Origin of the sequence: Bacillus luti (genome assembly GCF_009739945.1) — a bacterium.
GTDB classification, from domain to species: Bacteria; Bacillota; Bacilli; order Bacillales; family Bacillaceae_G; genus Bacillus_A; species Bacillus_A luti.
Genome location: NZ_CP040336.1, coordinates 601,583 through 627,406, shown reverse-complemented (window position 1 = coordinate 627,406; position 25,824 = coordinate 601,583). Strand labels below are relative to the sequence as shown.

Below are 25,824 nucleotides of genomic sequence, written 5' to 3'. Positions count from 1 at the left end.
ATTATGTTTGCGCTTATTCGTTACCATTTTCTCGACTATACAAAATCGTATAAGTATGTCCCTCCTATTGCGATGTACTTTGTGAGCTTGCTTTTTGTATATACATATAAACCGACTCCTATTGTACCGACATATTTAGAAACAGCACTCGCACTTTATTTATTATCTGCCTGGATTACACTTACAATTTTTCATACTGAAGACCCTGTACAAGAGCAAATTACTATTTCTCACACAAATAATATTTCCACACTCTATGTTGGTAAATATATTACGGCTCTTCTCATTTGTACTGTGTTATCTTTTATATCCGTAATCTATCCAATTATTTTGCAAATGTTTAATGAAAAAATGACAGTTTCTTTATTTCTAGTCGGATTTCTCTCTCACATGTCTTTCTCTATACTAGGAATTTCAATCGCAACATTATTTACAAGAAATATAATTCAAAAAGCAAGCACTGCTTGGCTTAGCCTTACATCCATATTGCTTATAACAATCGCATCTATCCGATTAAAAAAAGAATTACTATGGGTTTTTCCACCTGTCGAAAGCTTTCTAATGCTTGGACAATACAAATATAATATACTGACTCACACGCTATGGCTCACAGCTTGGGCTATCGTATATTCATTTTTATTATTTACCTTATTTCTTTTTATCGTTCGCAAAAAACGTTTTTAATTACATATTAAAGGAGACGAAACAATGATCGGAATACTAGCAGGAATGGGGCAAAAATCCACTGGACCATTCGTCGATACAGTTGTAGCAAAATGCCAAACAATATATGGAGCAAAGCATGATATGGACTTTCCTCATATGATGATCTATTCGTGCCCAACACCGTTTTACATGGATCACCCTATTAATCACGAGGCGATGAAAAAAGCGATTATTGAAGGAGCACAAAAACTTGAAAGTACTGGCGTAGAATTTATCGCTATGCCGTGTAATACGGCGCATCTTTATTTTGAAGAATTACAGCGTTCGCTTTCTATCCCGATTTTAAATATAGTCGATGAAACGTTACAAGCAATTCCTGAAAATACAAAAAGAGTCGCTCTTCTCGCAACAGAAGCAACTGTTCAAGCTGGGATTTACCAAGATGGGATTGCAAAGCGCAATATAGAATACATTCATCATGAAAAATGGCAGGAAAGGATTAATCAAATTATTACTTGTACTAAATCTGGAGAAATTAAAGAAGCTCGCGAATTGTGGAATGCGCTCGTTTTACAATTGCAAGATGAAGTAGATACCGCAATTATTGCATGTACCGATTTGAATGTTGTGGCGAGTGAGGATTTTGTTGATTCTGCTCAATGTCTTGCGAAAGCGGTTGTTGAAATATATTTATCAAATAAGAAGAAACATTTATAAATGTTGAAACCCTTAAAAACTTTTAACTTTCTTCACAATTCTTTCAAAGTAATCACACTTAATCTCGCTATATTAAATAAGTAGTTATTCATATAGGGAAGGTTAGGGGAACTGAAAGTATGAAAGCAAATCGTTCGCTTCATTACATTTTTTGGCGTTGGCATTTTTATGCTGGGCTTTTTATTACGCCGCTTCTTATTACGTTGTCACTGAGCGGAATTGGGTATTTATTTCGGGAAGAAGTTGAAGATTTCATCTATAAAGATTTATATTTTGGGAAGAGCGCCCAAACAGAATCTATTTCGATGACTGATTCTATTTCCTTAACAGAGAAAAAATATCCACATTATAGTGTGGCTAAAATTAGTGAGTTTAATGGGGATTATAATACGAGACTTACCATTGCAAATGAGTATACCGGACAACAAAAGTATGTGTATTTAGATAGCAATAATCAAATTGTTGGGGATCAAAACGCAAGTGAAACATTTGCCAATATAATGAGGGAATTACATAGTTCTCTTTTAGTTGGTGGCACTGTCGTTAACTATATTGTAGAACTTGCGGCATGTTGGACAATCTTCTTAATTGTGACTGGGTTATACATGAGTATACGCCAATTCAAAAACACACCGGCATCCAATAAGCGAGAAAAAGCAAAACGACGTCATTCTATTATCGGTATTATATTTACAATTCCTCTCGTTCTGCTAGTCGCATCTGGATTGCCATGGTCAGGATTTATGGGGAACCAAATTTATAAAATCGCAGCGTCGAATGAATCAATTGGATATCCAAAGTTGTATATGGCACCGCCTGAATCGAAGGTAAAAGAATTACCGTGGGCAACAAGAAAGGAAGCTCCTCCTGAATCGAATTCAAATGAACCAAAAGCAATTTCTGTCGATGAATTACAAAAAGGAATTGAAATAAAAAAGCCATATGTTATCTCACTACCAGCTGATCCAAAAGGTGTATTCACTGTTTCAAAATCAAGCGGTTCTGGTATTACGGGTATGCATGTCGCACCAAATGAAGAAATAACAGCTTATTTTGATCAATATAGCGGAAAACTTATTTCAAAAACGGATTATCGTGATTATGGCTTATTTGCACAATGGTTCACTTACGGTATCCCGCTTCATGAAGGGCATTTATTCGGATGGCCAAATAAAATAGTATGCTTACTAACGACATTATCTTTATTACTTCTCATTTATTACGGAATAAAAATGTGGTTAGCAAGAAAGCCGAAAGGAAAGTTAGCCGCACCTCCAAAGCAAAGAGATAAGAAAAGCGTACTCGTTTTCTTTATCATGATGGTTATACTAGGTGCTATCATGCCTTTATTCGGACTATCTGTTTTAGTTCTTTTTGCGGTTGAACTTCTTATATATGTATTTTCAAAAATACGATCATAATAAAAAGCATTTGTACTCCCATGTACAAATGCTTTTTATTTACTATTTTCTTTTTTTCTACCACTTATTAAAAAGACAATATCTACTATAATAATCAATGCAATAATAACTTGAGCTACATAATCCATCGTTGTAGGACCGCCGGCTTTATTCATCATCATATACATTCCAGTCACAAATGAAATGGAAAGTAACACGAGTAATGTTACTTCAATATTGTCATATAGCTTTTGAAACAATCGCTTCATTTCCAACACACCTTTACCATATTATAACAAAAACCACTCTACATGAGTGGTTTTCTTCATCACTGCGCCATTTTCTTTCGGTACAACTTCCCGTTCCAGTAGAAGAATCGTGAAGTAAGCCCTCCGTATTTTACAATGCGCCGTGCCATTTTGTGCATATTCTTTTGTGCTGATACTTTCTGATCCGATAAATAAATACCCAGTAACCCTCGGCTTATGAGACGATGAAACTTCGCATGAGGTAGATTACCAATGCTCTTCTCTGCTTCTTCTACAAAATGTTTCATACGATCTAATATAGCTTGCTCGTTTTCATAATAACTACAGAAATTCAAATCCCCGCCGGCGCGGTCTTCTTCTTGATCGATGAAATAATCAAGTAAAATGTGAAGTCCTTGCACGTAAGGGAAGTACCCTTGTCTAATTTTCGCAATATCTTCATCATGTAATTCATCATGAAATGCATATGCTACAAGGCAGAAGATTCCAAGCGTAGAACCAGCACATGCTGAAAATTCAAACCAACTCATCTCAGGTAAGTTTTCTTGATGCGCTTCAAACCATGTTTTTAAGCGCGGTTCTCTTTCTTCTAACTTCACGTGTTTATGAATTTGCAAATCACAATAATAACAAGCAAGTTCATGAAGAACAGGAGCAATTTTGTCATAATGCTTCGTTTTCTTTAAAACATCTTGGCATGTTTCAACAAGTTCATCTAAATAACCACCATCATCTTGATCATCACGATAGCGATAATAATTACCGCCACCTTCTACTTCAGGTGATAATGCCATTAACATCGATTCATGTAGTGCGGCAAAATCATTTGGATCAAGTGATGTACTGCGATCACATAAATTATCTAAGTAGTCACTAATCGTTTGATATGCGACGATAAAACGAATACATTCCTCTCGGTGTTCATTCGCTAATAACGCTAAAATGCCACCGCCTTCGCAATGAAACGTTTTATGCTCAATACTTGCGATTGCCTGACTATGAAGCTCATCATTCGGAATATGGTAGGCACGCTCTTTCCACATCGCTAGCTCATGGTGTACAACCGGAAACACATCACGGTATACTTTCGCCATGAGCGTTATGGGATTACTCGGTACGTTCACTTCTTCCTTCATCTCCTCTATTCAATGTACAAATAATTTACTTATTTGTTTCTATTATGTTATTGATACGTATTTCAGTAAATGCCTGAATATAATTCAAAATTTCATCACGCTCATACTCGTTTAATAACTCATGATAACAATTCGGCCATTCTTTATATGCCTTATCACTTATTTTAACATTATCAAACCAAGTGCGGACACGTGTTTTATCTACAAGTTTATCCTCACATGCTTGCATTAGCAAGAGTGGAACGTCTGGAAAATCACCTATTTTTTTATGAGCAATTTCAATAGACTTAATTAATTCACTATACCAACGTACTGACACTTTGCGCAAGAACAATGAATCATTCTCCATCGCATCTCTCACTTCATGGTTACGTGTTGACATTTCCACTGTAAGATTCGTTGCAAATTGCAATTTTGGGGCAACGATATTTAATATTTTTGACGCAGCTCGAAGCGGGGCAGCAGGTGCAGCTAATACGCCTAAACATGGCGAACTTAAAACAATACCATCTATATCCTCTCTCTTCGTTTCTTGCATCATACGAATGACGATAAGGCCGCCCATACTATGACCGAATAGAAAAATAGGTAACCGATACTTTCTTGCTTCTTTCACCCACGCTTTAACTTCCTCTATGTATTCATCAAACGAATCAATATGTCCTCTATTTCTTGAAGTCGTTCCATGTGACGGAAGGTCCCCCATCACGACATGATAGCCGATATGATTCCACATTTCCGCGACTGCTTCGTAACGTCCATGATACTCCATAGCGCCGTGCACAATAACGACTACAGCTTTCGCTTCCTCTGCTTCATAATTCCACATACGGACCACCTCCATTTCACTCTTTTTCATAATTTGATACACTAAAATTAGTCTCTAGGAAAGGAAGGCTTTACATGATATATCCTTACAAAGAAAAAAATCCGAAAATTTCGAGTAGTGCTTTTATCGCTGACTACGTAACCATTACAGGTGATGTGACAATTGGCGAGGAAGCAAGTATTTGGTTTAATACAGTCATCCGAGGTGACGTATCACCAACAATAATTGGAGATAGAGTAAATGTACAAGATCAATGTACACTCCACCAAAGCCCAGAATATCCTCTTATTTTAGAAGATGATGTGACAGTTGGGCATCAAGTTATTTTACATAGCTGCCATATAAAAAAGGATGCTTTAATTGGAATGGGCTCTATTATATTGGATGGTGCTGAAATTGGCGAAGGAGCCTTTATCGGTGCTGGAAGCCTCGTTTCACAAGGAAAGAAAATCCCACCAAACACATTAGCTTTCGGTCGTCCAGCGAAAGTCGTTCGTGAGTTAACAGAAGAAGACCGTAAAGACATGGAACGTATTCGCACACAATACGTTGAAAAAGGTCAATATTATAAATCACTACAAAAGTGATTTTACCGCTGCCATAATACTGGCAGCTTTTTTTATAAAATCTAACTGTTTCTTTACAAAACATTATTACTCCCTCAACAAAATCTTATTAAAATAAAAGCAAATATCTCCATATATATGTAGATGAGGGAGGAGAATTTTCATGAAGGTCAGTGGATTATATAAAATAGAATGTTACATTTTCAAAGGTATTAACCGATATTTTGATCAAAAAACATTAAATATCTTTTTCAGCAATATTACTCATATCGGCGGTGCTACTTTCTCAATCGCACTCACACTGTTCTTTTTAATTTTCGCAAAAGGTACTTTGCACCAAGCCGCAATCGCAACTGCTATTTCGTTAGCGATTAGCCATATCCCTGTGCAAATATTAAAAAGATGGTATCCCCGGAAACGTCCATATTTAACAATTCAAGATGCGAAATATCCAGTCCATCCATTAAAAGACCACTCTTTCCCGTCTGGTCATACAACAGCCGTTTTCTCTGTCTTCATTCCGTTTATTTGCTATAATCCAAGCTTATTTGTTTTTCTATTACCGTTAGCATTATGCGTTGGTATTTCTCGCATTTATTTAGGGCTTCACTATCCGTCTGATGTATTCGTCGGTATGTGCCTCGGCACTTGCTCTGGCATTATCTCTTTTTATCAATTCATCCCACTTTTCACATAAAGGAGTGATATGATGAGAGTCGCCATATTTACCGATACTTTTACCCCACAAGTGAACGGAGTTGCGAAAACGTTAGAGCGGTTAACACAATATTTTCAGAAAGAAAAAATCGCCTATTCTGTTTTCGCCCCTCAGCATACGGCTGAAGATAATTTCGTAGCGAATGTAAACAAAATGAGAAGTATCCCGTTAACAATATTATATCCAGAATGTCGCTTTTCTTTTCCTACTCCGCGCATTAAGCGGGAACTTCTTGCCTTTAAACCTGATATGATTCACATTGCCACACCTTTCAACATGGGGCTTTGTGGGTTATATTACGCAAAAAAGTTAAACATTCCAGTTGTCGGTTCTTATCATACTGATTTTGACGCTTATTTACGTTATTACAAAATCGAATTCCTCTCCAATATGCTTTGGAACTATTTAAAATGGTTTCATAGTCATATGCACAAAAATTTCGTTCCATCCCCTGAAACATTACATCAATTAAAAAATAAAGGCTTTCAATCTCTTTATATATGGGGACGTGGTGTAGATTGTACACTCTTTCATCCATCTTATAATACAGACCTATTCCGAAAAAAATATAATATTACAGCGAAGTATATTCTTTCCTACGTTGGACGGATTGCTCCTGAAAAAGATATTGATACGTTACAAAACATTATCGTTAAAACAGCGCATGCTCGAAACGACATTCATTGGCTCATCGCAGGAGATGGTCCTCTAGCAACAAATTTGCGTGAAGCTGTTCCGAAAACAAATGTAACCTTTACTGGATATTTACAAGGTGAAGATTTAGCTGAAGCCTATGCTTCTTCCGATCTAATGGTATTTCCATCTGCTACTGAAACATTTGGGAACGTCGTACTGGAATCACTTGCATGTGGTACACCTGTTATTGGTGCAAATAGTGGCGGAGTTAAAAATATTATTACAGATGAAAAAACGGGCGTTCTATGCGAACCCAAAAATGAAGACTCATTTTTATCCTCTATTTATGGCTTGTTAAATAATGAAGAAATGCGGAAACAAATGAGCCTAGATGCTCACTCCTACGCTAATACACAAAGCTGGGATGAAATTTTCAATAATTTATTCATGCATTATAATGATGTTATTCAAAGTCGAAATGCGGAAATGCTAGCTTAAATTCAGTTTATGTATCATCAATTCACAATATAAAGAGAGGTCACCCTTCGAAGAAGGAGTGCCTCTCTTTATATTGCGTTTTTATTTAACGATTCCATTGGTACATAAATATAATGAATACCATTTGAACTTATTTTTCTTTACCTTTTGTCTGAGACGCATCGAATGTCCAATTTAATTTTAATGTATCTCCTTGGAATACGTTTTGATCTTCCCCATTATCTTCAAATATGAATTTCACATAGAAAGTGTCATCTTTTCCTGGAGCAAGTCCATTTCCTTCCCAATTTACGACACCTTTTTGGACAAGATCAGGAAGGTTGCCATCAGCAGTTGCTTGTTTTAATTCAGACAACGTAGTTTCCCATACAGGAACTGTGTTTTTGTCTATGTTCCATAAAAACTCCACTTTAACATGATCACCGAAATCAGCATTTCCATTATCGCCTTTTACATCTGTTACAGTGTAATCAGTAAGAAGATGAACGTCCTTAATTTTCAAAGTACCGCTGTTGATTAAGTGGAAATCGCGTTCTATTTGATCACCTGGTTTGATTTTGTCAACATCGATGATAACTTGTGGATCCATGCTCAAATCTAACGTACCCGCCGCAAATGTGTTTTCTGATACTTCTTTATCACTGAAGTACGCAAACGTTCCGCCCCCAATTAAAGATAAACCAAGAGCTGCAGATGCAACACCCATACCAAGTTTTTTCTTAAGACTCATTTTAATGATCCCCCTATTTTTATAATATTTAAACTACCAAAAATCTGATAAGCCCATATGGGATAAAGTGAAACTTTAATCAGTGGGGGGTTTCTTCATCCCCACTGATTATTAGCCTTCACCAATCGGACTTTTATGGGCAGTTGATCCCCCACCTAAATTCTTTGCTTTCGCTGAATTTTGAGGTGGGGGTCTTACTGCCCATTAAAGCGGGATAAAACGGATTATTACCTTACTTCATGTCTTAAAAAAAAGCCGCTAAGTTCTTAATAAAGAACTTAGCATTTTATTTAAGAGCGACTATCGATATTTGTAGAAGATGAAATTTCTCCCTCTTTTATCAACAGCCGCTCCTAAGTCACCTTTTTTATTTCTTCGGTTCTAGACCGATCTGACGTAAGAAATCTGCCAATCCTTTTTTACCAATTGTTTCTTTTGGTTTAACTACTTCTGGAACACCGACTTCTTTTTGCAAGAAGTTTTTCTCAATGAAGCGAACATCCGTCTCGTTTACGACACCGTCTTGGTTAAGATCTTGTGGCACGATAGAAGCATCCTTCTTGCCGTATGCTTCAACTACACTTTGCATATCGCGAATGTCAATCAATCTATCACCATTTACGTCCCCCGCAAGATTTTTAACACGTACCCCTACCTGTTGCCCGCGCAGCTCATCTCCTACAAAATACCCCGGAATAAATTTTTTCATCGCTTTGAGATGTCCCGGAACATCAAAAACAACTGTGTAGGCTTCAGTAGAAGCTGGGATGCCTTTAATCTCGTAGGTTCCTTGTTTATCAATCGTTCCTTTATATTTTTTGCCGCTTGGGGAGATCGCATATACTTGTGCGCCGATTGTTGAATAATCACTTTTTAACAAACTACCGTCATTTCTCAAAAATGCTTCCGGTCCGATATAACCATACACTCTCGAATGCGTTGGAATGATGTTAAAGCTTTCCGTACCGAAAGAAGAAATGGCAGTAGCAGCTGTTTGTCCCGCTTTCATATAAGACGCCTGTTTTATATTAAACTGGTAATCACCCACAACAATATCGTAATATTCATTTACTACTTTGAACGTGACATCAAGGAAAGGCATATCTCCATCCATACCACTAAATGCATTCCCTTTCATAGATGCGCCAACCTTCACCGTATTATTGTAAGTTCCTTCTGTCACCACAGGTTCTTGCATTAATACTTCCAAACCTCTTTCCTTCGCATACTCGTTTGCCGCATTGTTCAGTTTCACATTCTCAAACTTGAGCAAATCTTTTCTGAAGTCGATCTGGAATTCCCCGGATACAAGCTGCTTCACATTATTAAGACTAAGTGTCCTCGTAACTGTATCGCCAACTTTTACGTCTTTCTTATCATAACTAGAAGTCGTATATTCCGTACCTTCTTTTACGAAAACATAGTTTTGTTTACCAATTGCCGTTGCAATATCATACGTAGCCAAAGTCAAATTTAGAGGTTTCGTTGCAATATCACTTTCCTCAATACCGAATTTTACGTCTCCATTTGCTTGGATTGGGAAGTACCCACCTATCATTCCAGTGTTTGCATAGTAAGCCATTTGATTGGACGATTGATCATAGTTTAAACCTTTTGATTTCAATAGATCCACTGTCGCATCCTTGGCTGTTCCATGCAGCCATACTGCTTTTTGTCCATCCTCTACTGTGAACATGGAGTCATTAACCTCGATTACACCCGGTTTTTTATCCATATTTACTTCCGGTGCTGTATTGTCCACGATAAGCGGATTATCTATAACATATGATTTCCCTTCCTCATCGTGTGCAATCAGTTCCAGTAGATAATCGCCTGCCGGAAGCTTTACAGGAAGATCACCAATCGGCTTAGAAGGATCATTGGTAAATGGATAGACAGTACCGCTAAATGCATTCATAAGAAACGTGTCTACGTCTATCAATAATCTGCTGGCATCTGCTGTGCCTATAAAACCTACAGCTTTCCCTGTTGCACTATCCTTAACAAGTACATCAATGGTTTTCATCGGGCTATTCAACTTCATGTTGACATGAACAAACGGGTACATATATTGCCAGAAAGGTGTCGTATTCGTCACGGACGGATTGCTCGTTTTCGCATATTCAAATCCCTTTTCCGTCACCATGACAGCGAACGGGATTTGGTATGTTTCAGACGGATTGTTCGCATTCGTTACATGAATATATCCTTCGTATCTACCTTTCGCTGCGCTAGCAGGAATTGTAATTTTCGGCTGCAGCTCCTGTGATTGTCCGCTTGCCATTGTAAGAGATGCCGGCACCTCAACTTGTATACCGTTCTTTACTGCATCTTGAATGCCTGTACGTTCACCGTGATACTCCACTTCTACTTTAAAGGATTTTTCGTCTTTACTATTGTTCTGAACAACCACTTTTTTGCTAGCTTCAATCGGTTTATCCCCTTGCTTAACATGTCTGCCAAACACAATGGAACCTGTCTGTTCGTCAATTTCGACAACCTTGCCATTCTCGATATTTTGTGTTTTGTCTAATACTTTAATGGATGTGTCCGTATGGACGGCTTGATACGCATCGATGCGCCCAGCACCCACTTCATATACGGAATTCTTGCCATTCAAATCATCAGATGTATTCATAAGAGCCGCTTTTACATCGAAAGGAGTGTATTCTGGATGCTCCTGCAAAATCAATGCTACTGTACCCGCTACGTGAGGGCTAGCCATAGAAGTACCAGACAAGCGTACATATGCATTACCGTAATTTATGCCGTCCTGCGGATCGTTAATATATTCCGGTGCAGTAGAGAAAATAGACACCCCTGGAGCGACTACGTCTGGCTTAATGTCATAATTCCCATTTACCGGCCCACGGGAGCTGAAATCAGCTAAGTGATCACCTTCCGTTTTTGTATTGCTCAGCGTTTCGAATTTGAAAGATACTTCACCTAGCGCCTTTAACCGTTCGCCATCTGCTTTTGACAGACGGAAAGATGGAATAAGACCTACCCCCTCGCCTAAGTAGGCAGATATTTGTTCGTCGGCATTGTTATACACAATAACTGCTTTTGCTCCGGCTTTTTTAGCATTTTTAATTTTTTCATCAAACGTAATTTCCCCGCGCTGAATCAGCGCAATTTTTCCGTTAAGATCTTTCCCCGTAAAATCAGCTGGCTTACCAAGTCCCGCAAATACAATCGGTAACGATTGTCCTTGTAGATCTTCTAACTTATCAGGAAAATCTTTACCTAATAACTGCATGTTTTCAAATTTTTCGTTAGATACACTTGCGCTGAATGTAGGAATAGACATGGCAGCATCACTTGCCCCTACTGAAATACCAAGCGCTGCTGTTCCAGGGGAACCGAGCGTCTTTTCGTTTGGTCCATTGTTTCCTGCGGCAACAACTGTCGCTACTCCTGAAAGCATGGCGTTATTTACTGCGACAGAAGTAGCATATAGCGGATCGTTCGTCTGTGCACCAAGCGACATGTTGATGACATCCATACCATCTGCAATTGCTTTATCCATCCCAGCAAGGATTCCCGCTGTATTTCCTCCGCCCCATGGTCCTAGGACTCTGTAAGCATATAAATCTACATCAGGTGCCACACCTTTTACAGCGTAATCGGCATTGTTTTTCTTTTGAGCTGCAATCGTTCCTGCTACATGTGTACCATGGTTTGTATAGTACACTAACCCTGGATACTCTGGCTTACCAGCTTTTATCCAATCCTCGTACGTTGTTTCCATCGGATTTGCATCGTTATCTACAAAATCATATCCGCCTTTATAAGCATCTTTTAAATCTGGATGATTATAGTCAACACCTGTATCAAGAACGCCGACTTTAATTCCTTTACCTGTAATGTTTTCTGCATGAAGCTTGTCCACACCAATTTGCGGAATACTGTCCGCCATTTTTGGCTGGATTTCTTTTTGTGTTTCTACTGGAGGTTCTACTTTTACCTCGTAATCTTTAAAGACACGGTTTACTACTCCTGATTGGATCAACTCTTTGACAGCCACACCAGGTAAAGTCATCGCTACACCGTTGATTGCATTTTTATATTCGCGTGTGATTTCCACTTTTTTCGTATCGTAAGTGCCAACATCTTTCTTCGATTTTAAAGATTCGACATGTTGTTTGAACACTTTATGCTCTTCATCCACTTTTGCTTGCGCAGTAGTAGCAGCTATTTTCTTCCCTTTCGCCGCTTGTTTCATCACTTCAATTTTTGCTGGAGCTTGATTGAATTCCACGATAACGTTAACTAATTTAGGACTATTCGTATCAATATCAGGTGAAATCGTAAAATTAGGGCTTACATCTAGCTGTTCCAACGCTTTTCTTTGTTCTGCAGACAGATTCATTAGTACCTGTTCCGCATTATCAACTGGCTTCAGTTCAGCCGGACTTTCTGCTAATACGTTATACGGAATACCTTGTGACAATAGCATACCAGCAACTAATGTTCCTGTAAGAACCCTCCCAAATTTTCCTCTCTTCATACAAGTTCCCCCATCTAAATTTATTTGTATCTATAGTCATTGCATAATATAAATTTCTAAAACTATTAGGCTACGACTCTACTTCCTTATCTTAATAAATTTAAATTTTTCTGAAAATTATCAAAAAGGAATATTTTTTTTAGTTATTAGTTCTATACCGTATAGTACAAAAGAACTACTCCGCTCCTTATTATTTTGAGTAAAATAATAAGGTACAGAGTAGTTCTTTTAAATGATTTTCATTTAAGAAAATGGAACAAGCTGATTTCGAACAGCATATATGACTGCTTGTGAACGGCTTTTCACATTTAATTTCCTGAAAATCTTATTAACATGAATTTTAACTGTCTTGTCACTAATATATAGAGCTTCAGCAATTTCCTTATTGCTAAGACCTTTGACCAATTCAAATAGTATTTCTTTTTCACGCTCTGTTAGTTCATTTTCATTTGATTCTGATTTCGTTTGTTGATGATATGTAATCAACTTTTTAGTCATACGCGGATGAATCACAGAATCTCCTTGTAATACCATTCGGATTGCCGCCACTACCTGCTCAGATGATGAATCCTTCAATAAATAACCGTCTGCCCCTGCCCGAAGTGCAGACATCAAGTATTCATCATGTTCATACATCGTTAATACGAGAACACGGCAGTTCGGATACTGATTTTTCACGAGTGATGTAGCCTCGATACCATTTTTTCCTGGTAAATTAATATCCATTAAGATACAATCAGGCCTACACTCTTCTACTTTCTTTACTACCTCATCACCGGAAACAGCCTCCCCAACTACTCGCATATCAGATTCGAGTTCCAATATACTTCGAATTCCATCACGCAAAACAGTATGATCATCCACTACTAATATTCGAATCATGATACTCCTCCCCCATTTCTGAATCTGGAATTAACAATATAATTTCTGTACCTTTTCCTTTTGAACTATCAATTTGAAGGGCGGCCCCTAGCTGTTCAGCCTGTTCATTCATATGTAATATACCATAATGCGGCTCATGCTTTGCTTTAATCATAGATTCAAAAAGAGAAAAACCAATTCCGTTATCCTTTACCTTTAAAAGTATATGTTCCTTTTGATAACTTAATAAAATATCAACTTTATCTGCCCTTGCATGCTTTATAATGTTCTGCAAACTCTCCTGTAAAGTGTCGAAAATGACTCGTTCTTTCGTAAAACTAAGTTTTCGAGAACGACCTCTTTCATGATATGTAATGGCTAAATCATATTCTTGTTTTAAGGATTGGACTTTACTTATAATCGCTTGTTTTAGTCCTAATCTTTGTGTTGGATAGGGCTTTAAAGCATAAATAGAATAACGAACTTCACTCAAACTCTTCCGTAATTTTTTTATGCTTGTATCTACCACTTGCTGCATGTCTTTTGGTTGATCTGCATACTTTTTCTGGGCTGAATCCATCTGAAATATTACACCAGCCAGTGCTTGTGCAATTCCATCGTGGATTTCACGAGCAATTCGATTTCGCTCTTCTAAAATCGTTCTTTTTTCCTGTTCAGAGACGAGTGTCCGTGTTTTAAGCAAGCTGCCTAATTGATTAGCAAACGTAGCTAAAGTTTGTACATCTTCAGTAATAAAACTCGCACTCCTACTTTTCCCTGCCACAAACATTCCAACTAATTCGTGATTTACCTTAAGAGGTAAATACACAAGAGAACGCATCGTATTTTCAAACACTTCATCTCCCGGAGCCATACCTGTTTTCCAATCCGTCACAACTACAGTTTCTGATATTTCTTCAAACTCCTTATACAGGTCAGAACAATTAGAAATATCATGACGTACTTTTCCATCCTTTAATAAAAGCGTCCAGTTCTCTTCATCTTTCGCCCATAAAACATATGCCTGTATTCCTAGAAATCCTTTCAATGATTGTTTCATCTGTTGTAAGTTTCCGGCAGATAATCCGTGACTTAATTCCGTCGTAATAGAAAAAAGCTTATATAATCGTTCTTTTTCCACTCGTATTTGTCTAACGAATGAGCTAATGATACAAATTGCCACAAGCGGGAAAAAGAAGAACAGTACCATAATTTCATCTATCACGCCACGGTATCGGTAATCTAAAATATGTATAAGTGAAGAATAAAGTAAACAAAAACTCAAACTCAAGAGTACTAACATATTCTTTTTACGCCACTCTTCTAGTGGGTAAGGCTGAGGAAGAAGTATGATTAAAAGATCATAAAATAAACTGTTAAATAGACAAAGAAATGCGCTGAATAAAAATAAGATTATGAATTTTTCATATAAAACTGAAAGATTCATTCCAGAAATAAAAAGAGAGAAACATCCTCTCGAAAACCATTCTGCTAATACAATGCTAAGGGCAAGTTGCGCACAATTAAATACCGTCCTTTGCATAGGTAATCGGCGAAACAATTGGATACTTAACATCACACCCACACATGAAACAACAGTTGTATACATTCCAAACTGCCAATTCATTATATAAATAAGTGTAAGGCTCAGTGTGATTCCACCTCTCCAAATGCGGATAGGAAAATACTCAGTAATGCCCATAAACATAATTAACAACAAAGGTAATACAAAATGGGAAGGCATTTCAATTAAAAATAAGGAAATCATAACAGCAATTAAACCAAGAAAAGAGATAGAATAAATATAAAAACTAGCTACTTGCTCTCTCACAGAAGTAAAATCTATCTTTTTCAAAACGATCCCTCCCTCAAAAAATTTATTATCATCATTATCTAATAAAAAACCGGCACTGGCAAAATGAGAATGTTCCCATTAGCCAATCACCGGCTGTGCACTGTCCCTTAGAAGGGGTGACACAATATTAGTATAAAACAGGCCTTCCTATTCTGCTACCCATCAAATGTTATATTTGTAAATATATTCTATGTCTATCGTATAGAACTAAAGATGTATATAAAGTGAAACTTTAATCAGTGGGGGTTTTCTTCATCCCCCACTGATTATTAGCCTTCACCAATCGGACTTTTATGGGCAGCCCGACCCCCACCTAACTTCTTTGCTTTCGCTGAATTTTGAGGTGGGGGTCTTACTGCCCATTAAAGCGGGATAAATCAATTTCAAAACAAAAAACTCCCTTCAAAAGACGAAGGGAGTTTTTTACACAATTATAAAATTTCGTTTGCTAAATGATACACAAGGTGAAATATCTATTTATTTCTATATTCATTATATCAAAAAGATACATAACTAAACAGACTTGTAATAAAAACCCATAAAAATTAAAATATGGTTGTACAGTGTTTTTACTGTATGATGATTTTAAGAAATTCCCCTTAAAATCAACTTACTCACATACCTTTATACAGTAATTGTTCCCCAATTTCTGTATATCAAAAAACCTTTCATTCATTTGAAAGGTTTTTTTGAACCTGCGCATATTCTTCTTTCGTATTCACATTTATAAACCAATCTGCATTCGCTTGTACATCTTCACCAGCAATATATTTCACATTGCATTGTGATAAAAGCTGGCCCATACTTCTTTTCTCTTCCTGAAGTAAAGTGTAAATCTTCTCTTTCACACGGTTATGATACGCTGCAAGTAGCGGCTGTTTTCTTCCATTAATAATAGGCACAACCGCATCATACTCATCACTCGTTTGCTCTAGTAAAATGGGAAACCATTCTTGTGAAACATTTGGCGCATCGCAAGGCATAATAGCATACCAATCTGCTTCTATATATTCCATTCCTGATACAATTCCAGCAAGTGGGCCGTTTCCTTTATAATGCGGAATATCTTCTATAACAGGAACTTGTATGAGTTGCTCTACTCGCTCTTTTATATCGGAGTGACTAATGACTACAACTTCTTGCACCGCAGTTGTCATCACTTTCAAAATATGCTCAACAAAAGTACTCCCACCCCAGCTCGCTAGCGCTTTCGGTTCACCGAATCTACTCGACATACCGCCCGCTAATACAATTCCAGCCCACTTACTCATTGGCGATGCAGCTCAAATGTAATATGACCTAATTCCGGTAAAATTAATTTATTCATCGCAAGGCGAACGGCTCCGCTAGATCCCGGCATTGAAAAGACTACTTTACGCCCAATTGTACCGCCAATTGCTCTACTTAACATTGCGCTGCTTCCGATATCTTCTAAATAACTAATCATGCGGAACAACTCACCAAATCCGACAATTTCTTTATCTAATAGAACTGATACCGCTTCAATTGTGACATCACGCTTCGTAATACCAGTACCGCCATTCGTTAATACAACATCTACATCTTCCTTATGATAGCCAGCTAACACTGCTTGCTGAATGCTTTCTTTATCATCTTTTACAATTTCATAAGAAGTCACTGTATGTCCTGCTTCTTTTAACAATTCATGTAATAGTTGTCCGCTCTTATCTGTCTCTTCTGTACGTGTATCGGAAATCGTTACGATCTTGCAGCGCACTTCTTTTGGCGCTTGTTTTTTATGCTCGGTTACGCTCATTTTTCATCTTTCCTTTCATTTAACTTTGTAAAATTATGTATAAATTAAAGAATTCAATATGATACAATATAAGTATATTTATCCATATAAAGGAGTTTTTTTATGTTTTATAACATAAAACGATATGTACCTATTATACCATTCCTTATTATTTTATCCGTGTTTCAATGCATCGCTTACGGATTTGATATAAACTTTTTAAAATTGTATGTGCTTATGCCGGATGGTGGTATTCGTTACTATTTGACTAGCACATTAATTCCTCTCGTACTTGCCTATATATTAGATTTTATTTTTATACGTTCTATCTCTAAATAAGGAGGTCTACATACTATGGAAATTTATAAAAAATTAACAACAACATTCATCCTCTTATTTATCGCTTCCATCACCGTCGGTTTTTCTCTAAAAGGGGCAATCCCATCCGCTACATTAGTGAGCATTATATTCGCAACGCTATTTTTACTATGCAGTGCTTTTTGCGCCGGAAAAGCACGCCAACTGAAAGGTTGATTTTCTATGTTCCGTAAGAAACCAATCCTTTGTAAATCATGTCAAAAAGAAATACAAACGTATGAAAAAGCATGGATTCATATGCCCTTTCCGGCAAGCGGAATGACAAATATGAAAAAGTATATTGAACTAGAAGGAGAAGTACATTGTCATTCATGTATTCAAATAATAAGTAAAATAAAATAAAAAAAGCTTTGCGCTCACCGCGCAAAGCTTTTTTTCATATATTATAGACCAGCTTGCTCTTTTAAAGCTGCAGCTTTGTCTGTACGTTCCCATGTTAGATCTACATCAGTACGTCCGAAGTGGCCGTAAGCTGCTGTTTGTTTGTAAATTGGGCGACGTAAGTCTAGCATTTTAATAATACCAGCTGGGCGAAGATCGAAGTTGTTACGAACTAGTTCTACTAATACGTCTTCAGATACTTTACCAGTGCCGAATGTATCAACTGAAATTGATACTGGTTGTGCTACACCGATTGCGTATGCAAGTTGTACTTCTGCTTTGTCAGCAAGACCAGCTGCTACGATGTTTTTCGCAACATAACGAGCTGCATATGCTGCTGAACGGTCAACTTTCGTTGCATCTTTACCAGAGAATGCACCGCCACCGTGGCGAGCGTATCCACCGTAAGTATCAACGATGATTTTACGTCCTGTTAAACCAGCATCACCTTGTGGTCCACCAATTACGAAGCGGCCAGTTGGGTTAATGAAGAATTTCGTTTCTCCATCCATTAATTCTGCTGGAACTACAGCTTTAATTACATGCTCTTTTAAATCGCGATCGATTTCTTCCCATGTAACATCTGGATGATGCTGTGTAGAAATTACGATTGTATCTACACGTACAGGTTTACCATTTTCATCATACTCAACTGTAACTTGCGTTTTTCCATCCGGACGTAGGTATGATAATGTATCATCTTTACGTACTTCAGTTAAACGGCGAGCTAATTTGTGAGCAAGCGAGATTGGAAGTGGCATTAACTCTTGTGTCTCATTACATGCGAAACCAAACATTAAACCTTGGTCTCCTGCACCAATTGCCTCAATCTCAGCGTCAGTCATTTGACCTTCGCGTGCTTCTAGCGCTTGGTCAACACCCATAGCGATGTCAGCAGATTGCTCATCGATAGATGTTAAAACTGCACAAGTTTCTGCATCGAATCCGTATTTTGCGCGTGTGTAACCAATGCCTTGAATTGTTTCACGAACGATTTTCGGAATGTCTACGTAAGTAGAAGTCGTAATTTCCCCCGCTACCAATACTAAACCAGTTGTTACAGTTGTTTCACAAGCTACACGTGCATTTGCGTCTTTTGATAAGATCGCATCTAAAATTGAATCAGAAATTTGGTCACAAATTTTATCTGGATGTCCTTCAGTTACAGACTCAGATGTGAACAGATGACGTTTTTTTGTCATGTGGTAAACCTCCCTACAGTAATTGTATATATTGTACGGAACTCATCCTTAATTTGCCACAAACTGCGACATACATTTATTCTCCCACACAAGCATACAGAAAAACCTTTCCCACTTTACATAGAGGAAAGGTTTAATTTGCTACTTGCATACTGCTTTTTGCCCTTCGCTCTTATCGTTCGAGACCTGTAGCCTCGCACAGGTTTTAGCACCTATTCACCTGTATTTACCAATACAGATGAGGTTGCTGGGCTTCATCGGGCCTGTCCCTCCGCCAGCTCGGGATAAGAGAGTATCCGTCCCAACCTATACTAAAGAAATGATATTCATTTGTCAATTAATATTCACATTTTCCTGAAAGTTTTTCTCAATAGAGAGAGAATGGAATATTAATAAGGAATTAATACATTCACACAAACAAAAATAAAGAAATAGTATACATTATTTATATAATTGTGTTATACTATTGATGGGGATTACGAGAAATATTTCATTAAATGAAAAGGATGGTATATAAATATGAGTACTGTGAATGTCCAAATTGGTTTACATGAATTATTGAACGGAAGCAATGCACAGATTCAACTAAGTGTTCCGCAATTAGTGGAAAAAGTATTAATGCGAAATGAAGGGAAATTAACTTCGACTGGTGCCGTTTCTGCTTCAACTGGAAAATATACAGGACGTTCTCCTAAAGATAAATTTATTGTGAAAGAAGCATCGGTTGCTGACAAAATTGCTTGGGGAGCTGTGAACCAACCGATTTCTGAAGAACATTTTAATAAATTATATACAAAAGTATTAGAATACTTAAAAGAAAAAGAAGAGTTATTCATCTTCAAAGGATTTGCAGGCGCTGATCGCAACTATCGCCTACCAATTCAAGTTGTTAACGAATACGCATGGCATAATTTGTTCGTACACCAATTATTTATTCGTCCAACTGAAGAAGAATTAACAACTCATGAATCAGAATTTACAATTGTTTCTGCGCCGAACTTCAAAGCAGACCCAGCAATTGACGGCACAAATTCTGAAGCATTCATTATGGTTTCATTCGAAAAACGTATCGTACTGATCGGTGGTACAGAATACGCTGGAGAAATGAAAAAATCAATTTTCTCTATTATGAACTTCTTACTACCTGAACAAGATATCCTTTCTATGCATTGCTCTGCAAACGTAGGTGAAGAAGGCGACGTGGCACTATTCTTCGGATTATCTGGAACAGGTAAAACAACATTGTCTGCTGATCCAAACCGTAAATTAATCGGTGACGACGAGCATGGATGGTCTGATAACGGTGTATTCAATATTGAAGGCGGTTGCTATGCGAAATGCGTAAACCTTTCTCACGAGAAAGAGCCACAAATTTTTGATGCAATCAAATTTGGATCTGTTTTAGAAAACGTTATCATTAATGACCAAACGCGTATCGCAGACTACAACGATACTACTTTAACAGAAAATACACGTGCTGCATACCCTATGCATGCGATTGACAATATCGTACTGCCAAGTGTTGCAGGACATCCAAATACAATTATTTTCTTAACTGCTGATGCATCTGGCGTATTGCCTCCAATCAGTAAGTTATCAAAAGAACAAGCTATGTACCATTTCTTAAGTGGTTACACTAGTAAACTAGCAGGCACAGAGCGCGGCGTTACATCTCCGCAAGCTACATTCTCAACTTGCTTCGGTTCACCATTCTTACCACTTGATGCATCTCGCTATGCTGAAATGCTTGGTGAAAAAATCGAGAAATATGACGCAAAAGTATTCTTAGTAAACACTGGCTGGACTGGTGGCGAATACGGCGTTGGTAAGCGTATGAACTTAGGTTACACTCGTGCAATGATTCAAGCAGCATTAAGCGGCGAACTTGCGAAAACTGAAACAGCTAAACATGACATCTTCGGTCTTGAAGTTCCACTTCACGTACCAGGTGTACCTGACGAAGTGTTAATGCCTGAACAAACTTGGGCTGATAAAGCTGCTTACAAAGTAAAAGCAATCGAGCTTGCAAATGAATTCAAAGAGAACTTCAAAAAGTTCGAAAGCGTTTCTGAAGACATTATTAACTTAGGCGGTCCAATCGCTTAAATTAAAACTTTCTGTTGGAATAACCCTTTTACTCATATGAATAAGTGTTGTGTAACCGTAAAGTTTTGCGTACTCACCGACAAAACCCAATGCGACTTTACGGTTCACACACTTACATAAAAAAGAAGCTTACGTTTTTGCGTAAGCTTCTTTCTATATCTTAAAACTTTAATCTCTTCATCTGTAACTTAGCTCATAAAATCACTTACCAATACCCGAAAAATACAGAAAATTCATTTTATAATCATTCATTTTAAGTTTCCCATGCTATAATTTACATATACAGGAAAGGATGAGGCCTATGAAAAATTTTTCTCGTACAGGAAAAATTTTATTCAGTTATGGAGCAATCCAAATGTTTTGGGGACTTGTGATGCTTAACGTTAATTTATTTGAGCATACAAGTGAAACGATAAAATACATTATTCTAATTACCGGAATAATTTGTTGTATTATATCCAACTTTTTTAAAGAACCTAAGGGCCATACTAATCAGTGATTTCATGTTAACTTATTGGAAGCTGAAACCTGTATTTTATGCAAAGTTTCGCTTCCTGTTGTACATCCATCGCCGGATCCTCTATTTCATCTAAAAAGAGGCTTTTTAACTTTTTAACTCTTCGTTAATTCCTTCTCATCTTTCATACTATAGTATCCTAAATTAACAACGATTAAGAAATAACCGCCCATAATCCCTACTGCAAATGCCCACATCACCATATGGTGCTCAATTTCGTACATAATAATAGCGCCCAAAATAGCAGCGGCAAAACGATTAAACATACCGAGCGTCGGTGCTTTCGTTTTCTTTACGATACTATCTCCAAGCTTCTCAATTCGTCTCCCTAAAAGCCAAACACAATACATACTTACGATAAGTCCAATTCCTGCACCTAAAAAATGTGCTGAAAACGGTGTTACCATCCAGCCTAGCAAAAGAATACCTAATAGATAATACGATTGAATTTTAAACGACCTTAATGACATACTAATCATGCTGTTCTCCTCTTCTTCAGTAATTTTCATCTATCCAACAAAAAACTTCTTTCAAGTCCATACTACTTAAACCCATTTCACTCAAATTAAAAAACAACATAAACACAATGTTTATGTTGTTTGAATGTTTTTAGGAAATAATATTATACAAGATTTCAAACATCATATTCTCATAATTTGTGACGTTTTTCCAAACATTTTTCGTCCATTTATGAAAAAATTGATATCAATCTATGAACATACGGATATGATGTAATGAGTACACAAATAAAGGGGGCGTCTAATGATTTATTTTTTAATGGCTCTCATCCACCTCATTGTCCCTGCACTTATTGGACTTTCATTGTATTGGTACACGAAAAACCATAGTATTTTCTACGCTGTCCTCGGTGTTCTTCTTCCGGGTATTATTCTTATCACACTCTTCCGTATTCCATTTTTAAACTTAATTCCACTTATTACTGCGATCTTATTTCTCATCTTCTTACCAAAAATAAAAAAATAGGAAAGCAGATCATAGGTGATCTGTTTTCCTATTTTGATATAGGTTCCCCCGCAGTAGAATGTACTTTTACTTTCTCTGATTTCACAAACCATAGACCGAAGAAAATGACCATTCCACCAATTATTTGTTGTAATGAAATATATTCCTTTGCCCATACTGCTGCAAATAAAACAGCTACAAGCGGCGTTATATACATATATACCATCGTATGTGACGCTCCAATTTTTTGAACTCCAACATACCACATAACTAAACCGAACACTGTTACAAAGAAAATAGAATAAAGTAAAGCAAATAGTGTCATTCCATGTGTAATGTGAAATGGCATTATAAATACGTATGGTCCACTTAAAAGTAAGAGCGGAATCGCGCCAACTAGTGCTGACCATGCGGTAACACGCAGTGCTGAATATTTTTTAATTAATGGACTTGCTAAAACAGGATAAAGCCCCCAGCATATTGATGTAATTAATCCAATGCCATTCCCGTAAAAAGAACTAGCAAGTGAATTCCCTGCTACTAAAACTAAGGCTGCACCACAAAAGGCAATGATAGAACCGATAAGCTTTCGAGAAGAAAATTTTTCTTGTTTCAAGAAAATCGCAAATACAGTTGTAAAAATAGGTGAAATAGAAATAAGTAAAGAGGCATTTGTAGCGGATGTATATTTGACAGTTTCCATAAATAACGTTTGATACAGTACAATACCTACAAAGCTAACGATAATTAATCTAGGTATATCCTTTCGCTCCATATAAACCGACTTTTCAATAAAAAATGTAAGGAGTAACATAAGCGGTGCCGCCGATATCATCCGAAGTGCAGTAAACTCAATTGCTGTAAATTCTAAAAGTCCATATTTCGCAATCGTAAAGTTAATCCCCCAAATAATAACGACACTTAAAAGTAATAACTCCATTCCCCATTTTCTCATGCGTATCCCCTCCGCAAATACGATTATACAGAAAATTCAATCATATGTACATTTCATTGTATTAAGTAGCTCATTTTGTAAACGAAGTCATATCGGCGATTCAACAAGGGATATTAATTTATCAACAAAAACGCCAATAATAACATCTTATATAATTAAAGAAGACCGCTTCAAAAATATTTTTGGGCGGCCTTTTCTTTGTTACACTCGAACATGTAACTTCATATTTGGATTATAAAACTGGCTCGGGCTTTTTAGCTGAAAAGTCCCTCCACCTTCATGCCAATCGACTGTTAACTTGTCATCCATAAATACAAGCTTTGTACGATCTGCGATAAAGCTAAATTGGTTTGATTCAATATCTACATCACGCTCATCTTTTTCTGCTATAGCTACTAAATCGATAATTCCGCTCATTACACAACCGCAACCTTCATTATCGTAGAATAATTTTATATATTTCGCTTCACTTGGAATCGTATCCATAATCTTTTTATATGCTGCTTCTGTTACAGTAACGTACATACTCTAATCTTCATCCTCTCTTCTCGTATCCTTCATATATTGTACCACTATTTTTCTAAATCATTGTATACAAAAAATTAAGACTAACATATGTGATAAAAGAGGCTGTATCACACTCCGTCTCTAAATATTTAGTGAAAGAAAAATTGATATATGATTGGTTTAATGCGAATTTTGATATAAATATTGCTTTGCTTCCGCAAGAAAAATGGTTCCTCTAAAAAAATTCAATTCTCCCCCCTATTTTTGAAATCTATATACACAATACAATCAACCACACAAAAACATAGAATTTCTAATATATATATAGTAGTTCTATTTTTAAAACTAGATTTCCAAAATGTAGAAAGGAGAACGTACATGTATCAACGTAATTGCTTTAGTTGCGACGGCAGACGAAACGGCAGTTCTATTGGTAGTACCGGCGCCACTGGTATCACCGGTGCTACCGGAAGCACCGGGCCTACAGGGGCTACAGGACCGACTGGGGCTATAGGACCTTCCGGTGCCGGTTTACAAAGTACTACCACCTTTAGTCTAGCAGCCGCTCCCAACTATAAAAAAGGACAAGTTGTCACTTATACGGGCAGCGGCTATGTTGTTAAAAAAGATGCACCTCAAGGTTTTCCAAATATATCTCTAGATTATATCGTATTAGTGGAAAGTGGACCTACGGGGAGCACTGGACCTTCCGGAAACACTGGATCTACCGGGAGTACTGGGCCCACTGGCATCACTGGACCTTCCGGAAACACTGGATCTACCGGGAGTACTGGACCCACTGGTATCACCGGACCTTCCGGAAACACTGGATCTACCGGGAGTACTGGACCCACTGGTATCACTGGACCAGCTGGCATCACCGGACCTTCCGGAAACACTGGATCTACCGGGAGTACTGGGCCCACTGGCATCACCGGACCTTCCGGAAACACTGGATCTACTGGGAGTACTGGGCCCACTGGCATCACCGGACCTTCTGGAAACACTGGATCTACCGGGAGTACTGGGCCCACTGGCATCACCGGACCTTCCGGAAACACTGGATCTACCGGGAGTACTGGACCCACTGGTATCACCGGACCTTCCGGAAACACTGGATCTACCGGGAGTACTGGACCCACTGGCTCTGCGGGTAGTGCTTCAGCTAAAAGTATTGTTTTTCAAGGAACAAATGCTGGGTTCCAACGTATAGCGGGCTCTCCTGGAATTGACTCTAATGTTATTCCATATGTCACTGCTGGATCCGGTAGTATAGTTGGCTTTACTGCGTCAATAAATGTAAATAACTTACCTGCTTCTGTTTATACGATTGATATTTGCAGGAATGTCCCCACAAACCTCACTGCCCCTACCTCTAGTTACATTCTATCTACTATTACCTTAACTACTACTGACAAAATTACCGGAACTATGGTATTTTCAATTAAACCGACGGATACTGGATCGGGACAAATTCAAGTATTTAATCCTACTCCAGCAGTAGGTCCAGCCACTGTAACCTGGACTAGCATTACAGCTGGAAACCCCGTTTCGAGAGGAGATGCTCTATCCCTTTATATTGCCCCTGGAATTACTGCCAGTGCTGTATATTCTGTTTTTCTAATCACTAATATTTAGTTCCCTCTTTAAAGTAATTTATTTAACAAA

The 25,824-nt window shown here is 37.6% G+C and carries 26 protein-coding genes, 1 pseudogene and 1 riboswitch; of the genes and pseudogenes, 14 read left to right on the top strand and 13 right to left on the bottom strand.

What is annotated here, in order from left to right; translation table 11 throughout:
* The first annotated feature begins 3 nt into the window (after positions 1–3).
* The 3 genes from EUC40_RS03245 to EUC40_RS03235 all read left to right on the top strand — a co-directional run bounded on the left by EUC40_RS03245 (position 4) and on the right by EUC40_RS03235 (position 2,804).
* Positions 4–684, top strand: a complete 681-nt coding sequence (locus EUC40_RS03245) for an ABC transporter permease (protein WP_156573650.1) — start codon at positions 4–6, stop codon at positions 682–684.
* 24 nt (positions 685–708) lie between these two features.
* Positions 709–1,383, top strand: coding sequence for an aspartate/glutamate racemase family protein (locus EUC40_RS03240; protein ID WP_156573648.1), 675 nt, complete (start codon positions 709–711; stop codon positions 1,381–1,383).
* Positions 1,384–1,502: 119 nt separating this feature from the next.
* Positions 1,503–2,804 (top strand): PepSY-associated TM helix domain-containing protein, encoded by a 1,302-nt coding sequence (locus tag EUC40_RS03235; RefSeq protein ID WP_156573646.1) that lies wholly within the window; start codon positions 1,503–1,505, stop codon positions 2,802–2,804.
* Between the two features lie 35 nt (positions 2,805–2,839).
* Here EUC40_RS03235 and EUC40_RS03230 read toward each other — a convergent pair whose 3' ends face one another.
* The 3 genes from EUC40_RS03230 to EUC40_RS03220 are packed head-to-tail and all read right to left on the bottom strand — an operon-like array spanning position 2,840 to position 5,017.
* Entirely contained in the window at positions 2,840–3,052 is a 213-nt protein-coding gene (locus EUC40_RS03230) for a hypothetical protein (RefSeq protein WP_156573643.1), read from the bottom strand.
* A 59-nt stretch (positions 3,053–3,111) separates the two neighbouring features.
* Positions 3,112–4,176: a tetraprenyl-beta-curcumene synthase family protein gene (locus tag EUC40_RS03225; protein ID WP_156573641.1), complete on the bottom strand. Its 1,065-nt coding sequence runs from the start codon at positions 4,174–4,176 to the stop codon at positions 3,112–3,114.
* 37 nt (positions 4,177–4,213) lie between these two features.
* Positions 4,214–5,017: an alpha/beta hydrolase gene (locus tag EUC40_RS03220; RefSeq protein ID WP_156573639.1), complete on the bottom strand. Its 804-nt coding sequence runs from the start codon at positions 5,015–5,017 to the stop codon at positions 4,214–4,216.
* Between the two features lie 74 nt (positions 5,018–5,091).
* On the opposite strand from EUC40_RS03220, the gene EUC40_RS03215 reads away from it, so the two are divergent.
* The 3 genes from EUC40_RS03215 (at position 5,092) to EUC40_RS03205 (ending at position 7,435) form a co-directional block, all read left to right on the top strand.
* Complete coding sequence (locus tag EUC40_RS03215) at positions 5,092–5,604, top strand: gamma carbonic anhydrase (RefSeq protein WP_071710990.1); 513 nt, start codon at positions 5,092–5,094, stop codon at positions 5,602–5,604.
* A gap of 142 nt (positions 5,605–5,746) precedes the next feature.
* On the top strand, positions 5,747–6,280 hold the full coding sequence (locus tag EUC40_RS03210) for a phosphatase PAP2 family protein (RefSeq protein ID WP_156573637.1): 534 nt from the start codon (positions 5,747–5,749) through the stop codon (positions 6,278–6,280).
* 12 nt (positions 6,281–6,292) lie between these two features.
* The gene (locus tag EUC40_RS03205) at positions 6,293–7,435 is read left to right on the top strand and encodes a glycosyltransferase family 4 protein (RefSeq protein ID WP_156573635.1); all 1,143 of its coding nucleotides are present in this window, start codon (positions 6,293–6,295) and stop codon (positions 7,433–7,435) included.
* 130 nt (positions 7,436–7,565) lie between these two features.
* On the opposite strand, the gene EUC40_RS03200 is transcribed toward EUC40_RS03205, so the two are convergent.
* The 6 genes from EUC40_RS03200 to EUC40_RS03175 form a co-directional block, all read right to left on the bottom strand.
* Entirely contained in the window at positions 7,566–8,165 is a 600-nt protein-coding gene (locus tag EUC40_RS03200; protein WP_156573633.1) for a TasA family protein, read from the bottom strand.
* 367 nt (positions 8,166–8,532) lie between these two features.
* A complete protein-coding gene (locus tag EUC40_RS03195; protein ID WP_156573630.1) occupies positions 8,533–12,675 on the bottom strand; it encodes a S8 family serine peptidase in 4,143 nt (1,380 codons plus the stop codon).
* A gap of 243 nt (positions 12,676–12,918) precedes the next feature.
* Complete coding sequence (locus EUC40_RS03190) at positions 12,919–13,557, bottom strand: response regulator (RefSeq protein ID WP_156573628.1); 639 nt, start codon at positions 13,555–13,557, stop codon at positions 12,919–12,921.
* The gene (locus EUC40_RS03185) at positions 13,532–15,391 is read right to left on the bottom strand and encodes a GAF domain-containing sensor histidine kinase (protein WP_156573626.1); all 1,860 of its coding nucleotides are present in this window, start codon (positions 15,389–15,391) and stop codon (positions 13,532–13,534) included. The genes EUC40_RS03190 and EUC40_RS03185 overlap by 26 nt, the downstream gene beginning before the upstream one ends.
* Positions 15,392–16,059: 668 nt before the next feature.
* Complete coding sequence (locus tag EUC40_RS03180; RefSeq protein ID WP_156573624.1) at positions 16,060–16,662, bottom strand: molybdenum cofactor guanylyltransferase; 603 nt, start codon at positions 16,660–16,662, stop codon at positions 16,060–16,062.
* Positions 16,659–17,168 (bottom strand): MogA/MoaB family molybdenum cofactor biosynthesis protein, encoded by a 510-nt coding sequence (locus EUC40_RS03175; protein ID WP_098269404.1) that lies wholly within the window; start codon positions 17,166–17,168, stop codon positions 16,659–16,661. Before EUC40_RS03175 ends, EUC40_RS03180 begins: the two co-directional genes overlap by 4 nt.
* Before the next feature lie 102 nt (positions 17,169–17,270).
* On the opposite strand from EUC40_RS03175, the gene EUC40_RS03170 reads away from it, so the two are divergent.
* Genes EUC40_RS03170 through EUC40_RS03160 form a run of 3 tightly spaced genes read left to right on the top strand, consistent with a single transcriptional unit; the run spans position 17,271 to position 17,867 of the window.
* Positions 17,271–17,486: a hypothetical protein gene (locus EUC40_RS03170; RefSeq protein ID WP_156573623.1), complete on the top strand. Its 216-nt coding sequence runs from the start codon at positions 17,271–17,273 to the stop codon at positions 17,484–17,486.
* Positions 17,487–17,501: 15 nt separating this feature from the next.
* Complete coding sequence (locus tag EUC40_RS03165; RefSeq protein ID WP_156573622.1) at positions 17,502–17,681, top strand: hypothetical protein; 180 nt, start codon at positions 17,502–17,504, stop codon at positions 17,679–17,681.
* A 6-nt stretch (positions 17,682–17,687) separates the two neighbouring features.
* Positions 17,688–17,867, top strand: coding sequence for a hypothetical protein (locus EUC40_RS03160; protein WP_156573621.1), 180 nt, complete (start codon positions 17,688–17,690; stop codon positions 17,865–17,867).
* 41 nt (positions 17,868–17,908) lie between these two features.
* Here the strand turns inward: EUC40_RS03160 and metK are convergent, their stop codons facing one another.
* Positions 17,909–19,108 (bottom strand): methionine adenosyltransferase, encoded by a 1,200-nt coding sequence (gene metK / locus EUC40_RS03155; RefSeq protein WP_000163118.1) that lies wholly within the window; start codon positions 19,106–19,108, stop codon positions 17,909–17,911.
* A gap of 169 nt (positions 19,109–19,277) precedes the next feature.
* A riboswitch (SAM riboswitch) is annotated at positions 19,278–19,399 on the bottom strand.
* Positions 19,400–19,627: 228 nt separating this feature from the next.
* Between metK and pckA the strand changes: the two genes are divergently transcribed.
* On the top strand, positions 19,628–21,214 hold the full coding sequence (pckA, locus tag EUC40_RS03150; RefSeq protein WP_156573620.1) for a phosphoenolpyruvate carboxykinase (ATP): 1,587 nt from the start codon (positions 19,628–19,630) through the stop codon (positions 21,212–21,214).
* A gap of 301 nt (positions 21,215–21,515) precedes the next feature.
* Positions 21,516–21,713 carry a hypothetical protein gene (locus EUC40_RS03145; RefSeq protein ID WP_156573619.1) on the top strand — a complete coding sequence of 66 codons (198 nt, stop codon included), beginning with the start codon at positions 21,516–21,518 and terminating at the stop codon, positions 21,711–21,713.
* A 113-nt stretch (positions 21,714–21,826) separates the two neighbouring features.
* On the opposite strand, the gene EUC40_RS03140 is transcribed toward EUC40_RS03145, so the two are convergent.
* Positions 21,827–22,210 carry an ATP synthase subunit I gene (locus tag EUC40_RS03140; protein WP_156573618.1) on the bottom strand — a complete coding sequence of 128 codons (384 nt, stop codon included), beginning with the start codon at positions 22,208–22,210 and terminating at the stop codon, positions 21,827–21,829.
* Between the two features lie 283 nt (positions 22,211–22,493).
* Between EUC40_RS03140 and EUC40_RS03135 the strand changes: the two genes are divergently transcribed.
* Positions 22,494–22,715, top strand: coding sequence for a hypothetical protein (locus EUC40_RS03135; protein ID WP_000639047.1), 222 nt, complete (start codon positions 22,494–22,496; stop codon positions 22,713–22,715).
* Between the two features lie 28 nt (positions 22,716–22,743).
* Here EUC40_RS03135 and EUC40_RS03130 read toward each other — a convergent pair whose 3' ends face one another.
* Together EUC40_RS03130 and EUC40_RS03125 are read right to left on the bottom strand one after the other, a co-directional pair.
* The gene (locus EUC40_RS03130) at positions 22,744–23,649 is read right to left on the bottom strand and encodes a DMT family transporter (protein ID WP_156573617.1); all 906 of its coding nucleotides are present in this window, start codon (positions 23,647–23,649) and stop codon (positions 22,744–22,746) included.
* A gap of 201 nt (positions 23,650–23,850) precedes the next feature.
* On the bottom strand, positions 23,851–24,174 hold the full coding sequence (locus EUC40_RS03125) for an iron-sulfur cluster biosynthesis family protein (protein ID WP_071710975.1): 324 nt from the start codon (positions 24,172–24,174) through the stop codon (positions 23,851–23,853).
* A 107-nt stretch (positions 24,175–24,281) separates the two neighbouring features.
* Between EUC40_RS03125 and EUC40_RS27565 the strand changes: the two are divergent.
* Together EUC40_RS27565 and EUC40_RS03120 are read left to right on the top strand one after the other, a co-directional pair.
* A pseudogene (locus tag EUC40_RS27565) lies at positions 24,282–24,395 on the top strand (Nif3-like dinuclear metal center hexameric protein); the annotation flags it as partial.
* A gap of 139 nt (positions 24,396–24,534) precedes the next feature.
* On the top strand, positions 24,535–25,794 hold the full coding sequence (locus EUC40_RS03120; protein WP_156573616.1) for a collagen-like domain-containing protein: 1,260 nt from the start codon (positions 24,535–24,537) through the stop codon (positions 25,792–25,794).
* The last annotated feature ends 30 nt before the right edge of the window (positions 25,795–25,824 follow it).

What these genes read in the sequence shown, in the direction of transcription:
- EUC40_RS03245 (WP_156573650.1), top strand. Translation starts at nt 4, where the DNA reads ATGTTTGCGCTTATTCGTTACCATTTTCTCGACTATACAAAATCGTAT.
- EUC40_RS03240 (WP_156573648.1), top strand. Translation starts at nt 709, where the DNA reads ATGATCGGAATACTAGCAGGAATGGGGCAAAAATCCACTGGACCATTC.
- EUC40_RS03235 (WP_156573646.1), top strand. Translation starts at nt 1,503, where the DNA reads ATGAAAGCAAATCGTTCGCTTCATTACATTTTTTGGCGTTGGCATTTT.
- EUC40_RS03230 (WP_156573643.1), bottom strand. Translation starts at nt 3,052, where the DNA reads ATGAAGCGATTGTTTCAAAAGCTATATGACAATATTGAAGTAACATTA.
- EUC40_RS03220 (WP_156573639.1), bottom strand. Translation starts at nt 5,017, where the DNA reads ATGTGGAATTATGAAGCAGAGGAAGCGAAAGCTGTAGTCGTTATTGTG.
- EUC40_RS03215 (WP_071710990.1), top strand. Translation starts at nt 5,092, where the DNA reads ATGATATATCCTTACAAAGAAAAAAATCCGAAAATTTCGAGTAGTGCT.
- EUC40_RS03210 (WP_156573637.1), top strand. Translation starts at nt 5,747, where the DNA reads ATGAAGGTCAGTGGATTATATAAAATAGAATGTTACATTTTCAAAGGT.
- EUC40_RS03205 (WP_156573635.1), top strand. Translation starts at nt 6,293, where the DNA reads ATGAGAGTCGCCATATTTACCGATACTTTTACCCCACAAGTGAACGGA.
- EUC40_RS03200 (WP_156573633.1), bottom strand. Translation starts at nt 8,165, where the DNA reads ATGAGTCTTAAGAAAAAACTTGGTATGGGTGTTGCATCTGCAGCTCTT.
- EUC40_RS03195 (WP_156573630.1), bottom strand. Translation starts at nt 12,675, where the DNA reads ATGAAGAGAGGAAAATTTGGGAGGGTTCTTACAGGAACATTAGTTGCT.
- EUC40_RS03190 (WP_156573628.1), bottom strand. Translation starts at nt 13,557, where the DNA reads ATGATTCGAATATTAGTAGTGGATGATCATACTGTTTTGCGTGATGGA.
- EUC40_RS03180 (WP_156573624.1), bottom strand. Translation starts at nt 16,662, where the DNA reads ATGAGTAAGTGGGCTGGAATTGTATTAGCGGGCGGTATGTCGAGTAGA.
- EUC40_RS03175 (WP_098269404.1), bottom strand. Translation starts at nt 17,168, where the DNA reads ATGAGCGTAACCGAGCATAAAAAACAAGCGCCAAAAGAAGTGCGCTGC.
- EUC40_RS03170 (WP_156573623.1), top strand. Translation starts at nt 17,271, where the DNA reads ATGTTTTATAACATAAAACGATATGTACCTATTATACCATTCCTTATT.
- EUC40_RS03165 (WP_156573622.1), top strand. Translation starts at nt 17,502, where the DNA reads ATGGAAATTTATAAAAAATTAACAACAACATTCATCCTCTTATTTATC.
- EUC40_RS03160 (WP_156573621.1), top strand. Translation starts at nt 17,688, where the DNA reads ATGTTCCGTAAGAAACCAATCCTTTGTAAATCATGTCAAAAAGAAATA.
- metK (WP_000163118.1), bottom strand. Translation starts at nt 19,108, where the DNA reads ATGACAAAAAAACGTCATCTGTTCACATCTGAGTCTGTAACTGAAGGA.
- pckA (WP_156573620.1), top strand. Translation starts at nt 19,628, where the DNA reads ATGAGTACTGTGAATGTCCAAATTGGTTTACATGAATTATTGAACGGA.
- EUC40_RS03145 (WP_156573619.1), top strand. Translation starts at nt 21,516, where the DNA reads ATGAAAAATTTTTCTCGTACAGGAAAAATTTTATTCAGTTATGGAGCA.
- EUC40_RS03140 (WP_156573618.1), bottom strand. Translation starts at nt 22,210, where the DNA reads ATGATTAGTATGTCATTAAGGTCGTTTAAAATTCAATCGTATTATCTA.
- EUC40_RS03135 (WP_000639047.1), top strand. Translation starts at nt 22,494, where the DNA reads ATGATTTATTTTTTAATGGCTCTCATCCACCTCATTGTCCCTGCACTT.
- EUC40_RS03130 (WP_156573617.1), bottom strand. Translation starts at nt 23,649, where the DNA reads ATGAGAAAATGGGGAATGGAGTTATTACTTTTAAGTGTCGTTATTATT.
- EUC40_RS03125 (WP_071710975.1), bottom strand. Translation starts at nt 24,174, where the DNA reads ATGTACGTTACTGTAACAGAAGCAGCATATAAAAAGATTATGGATACG.
- EUC40_RS03120 (WP_156573616.1), top strand. Translation starts at nt 24,535, where the DNA reads ATGTATCAACGTAATTGCTTTAGTTGCGACGGCAGACGAAACGGCAGT.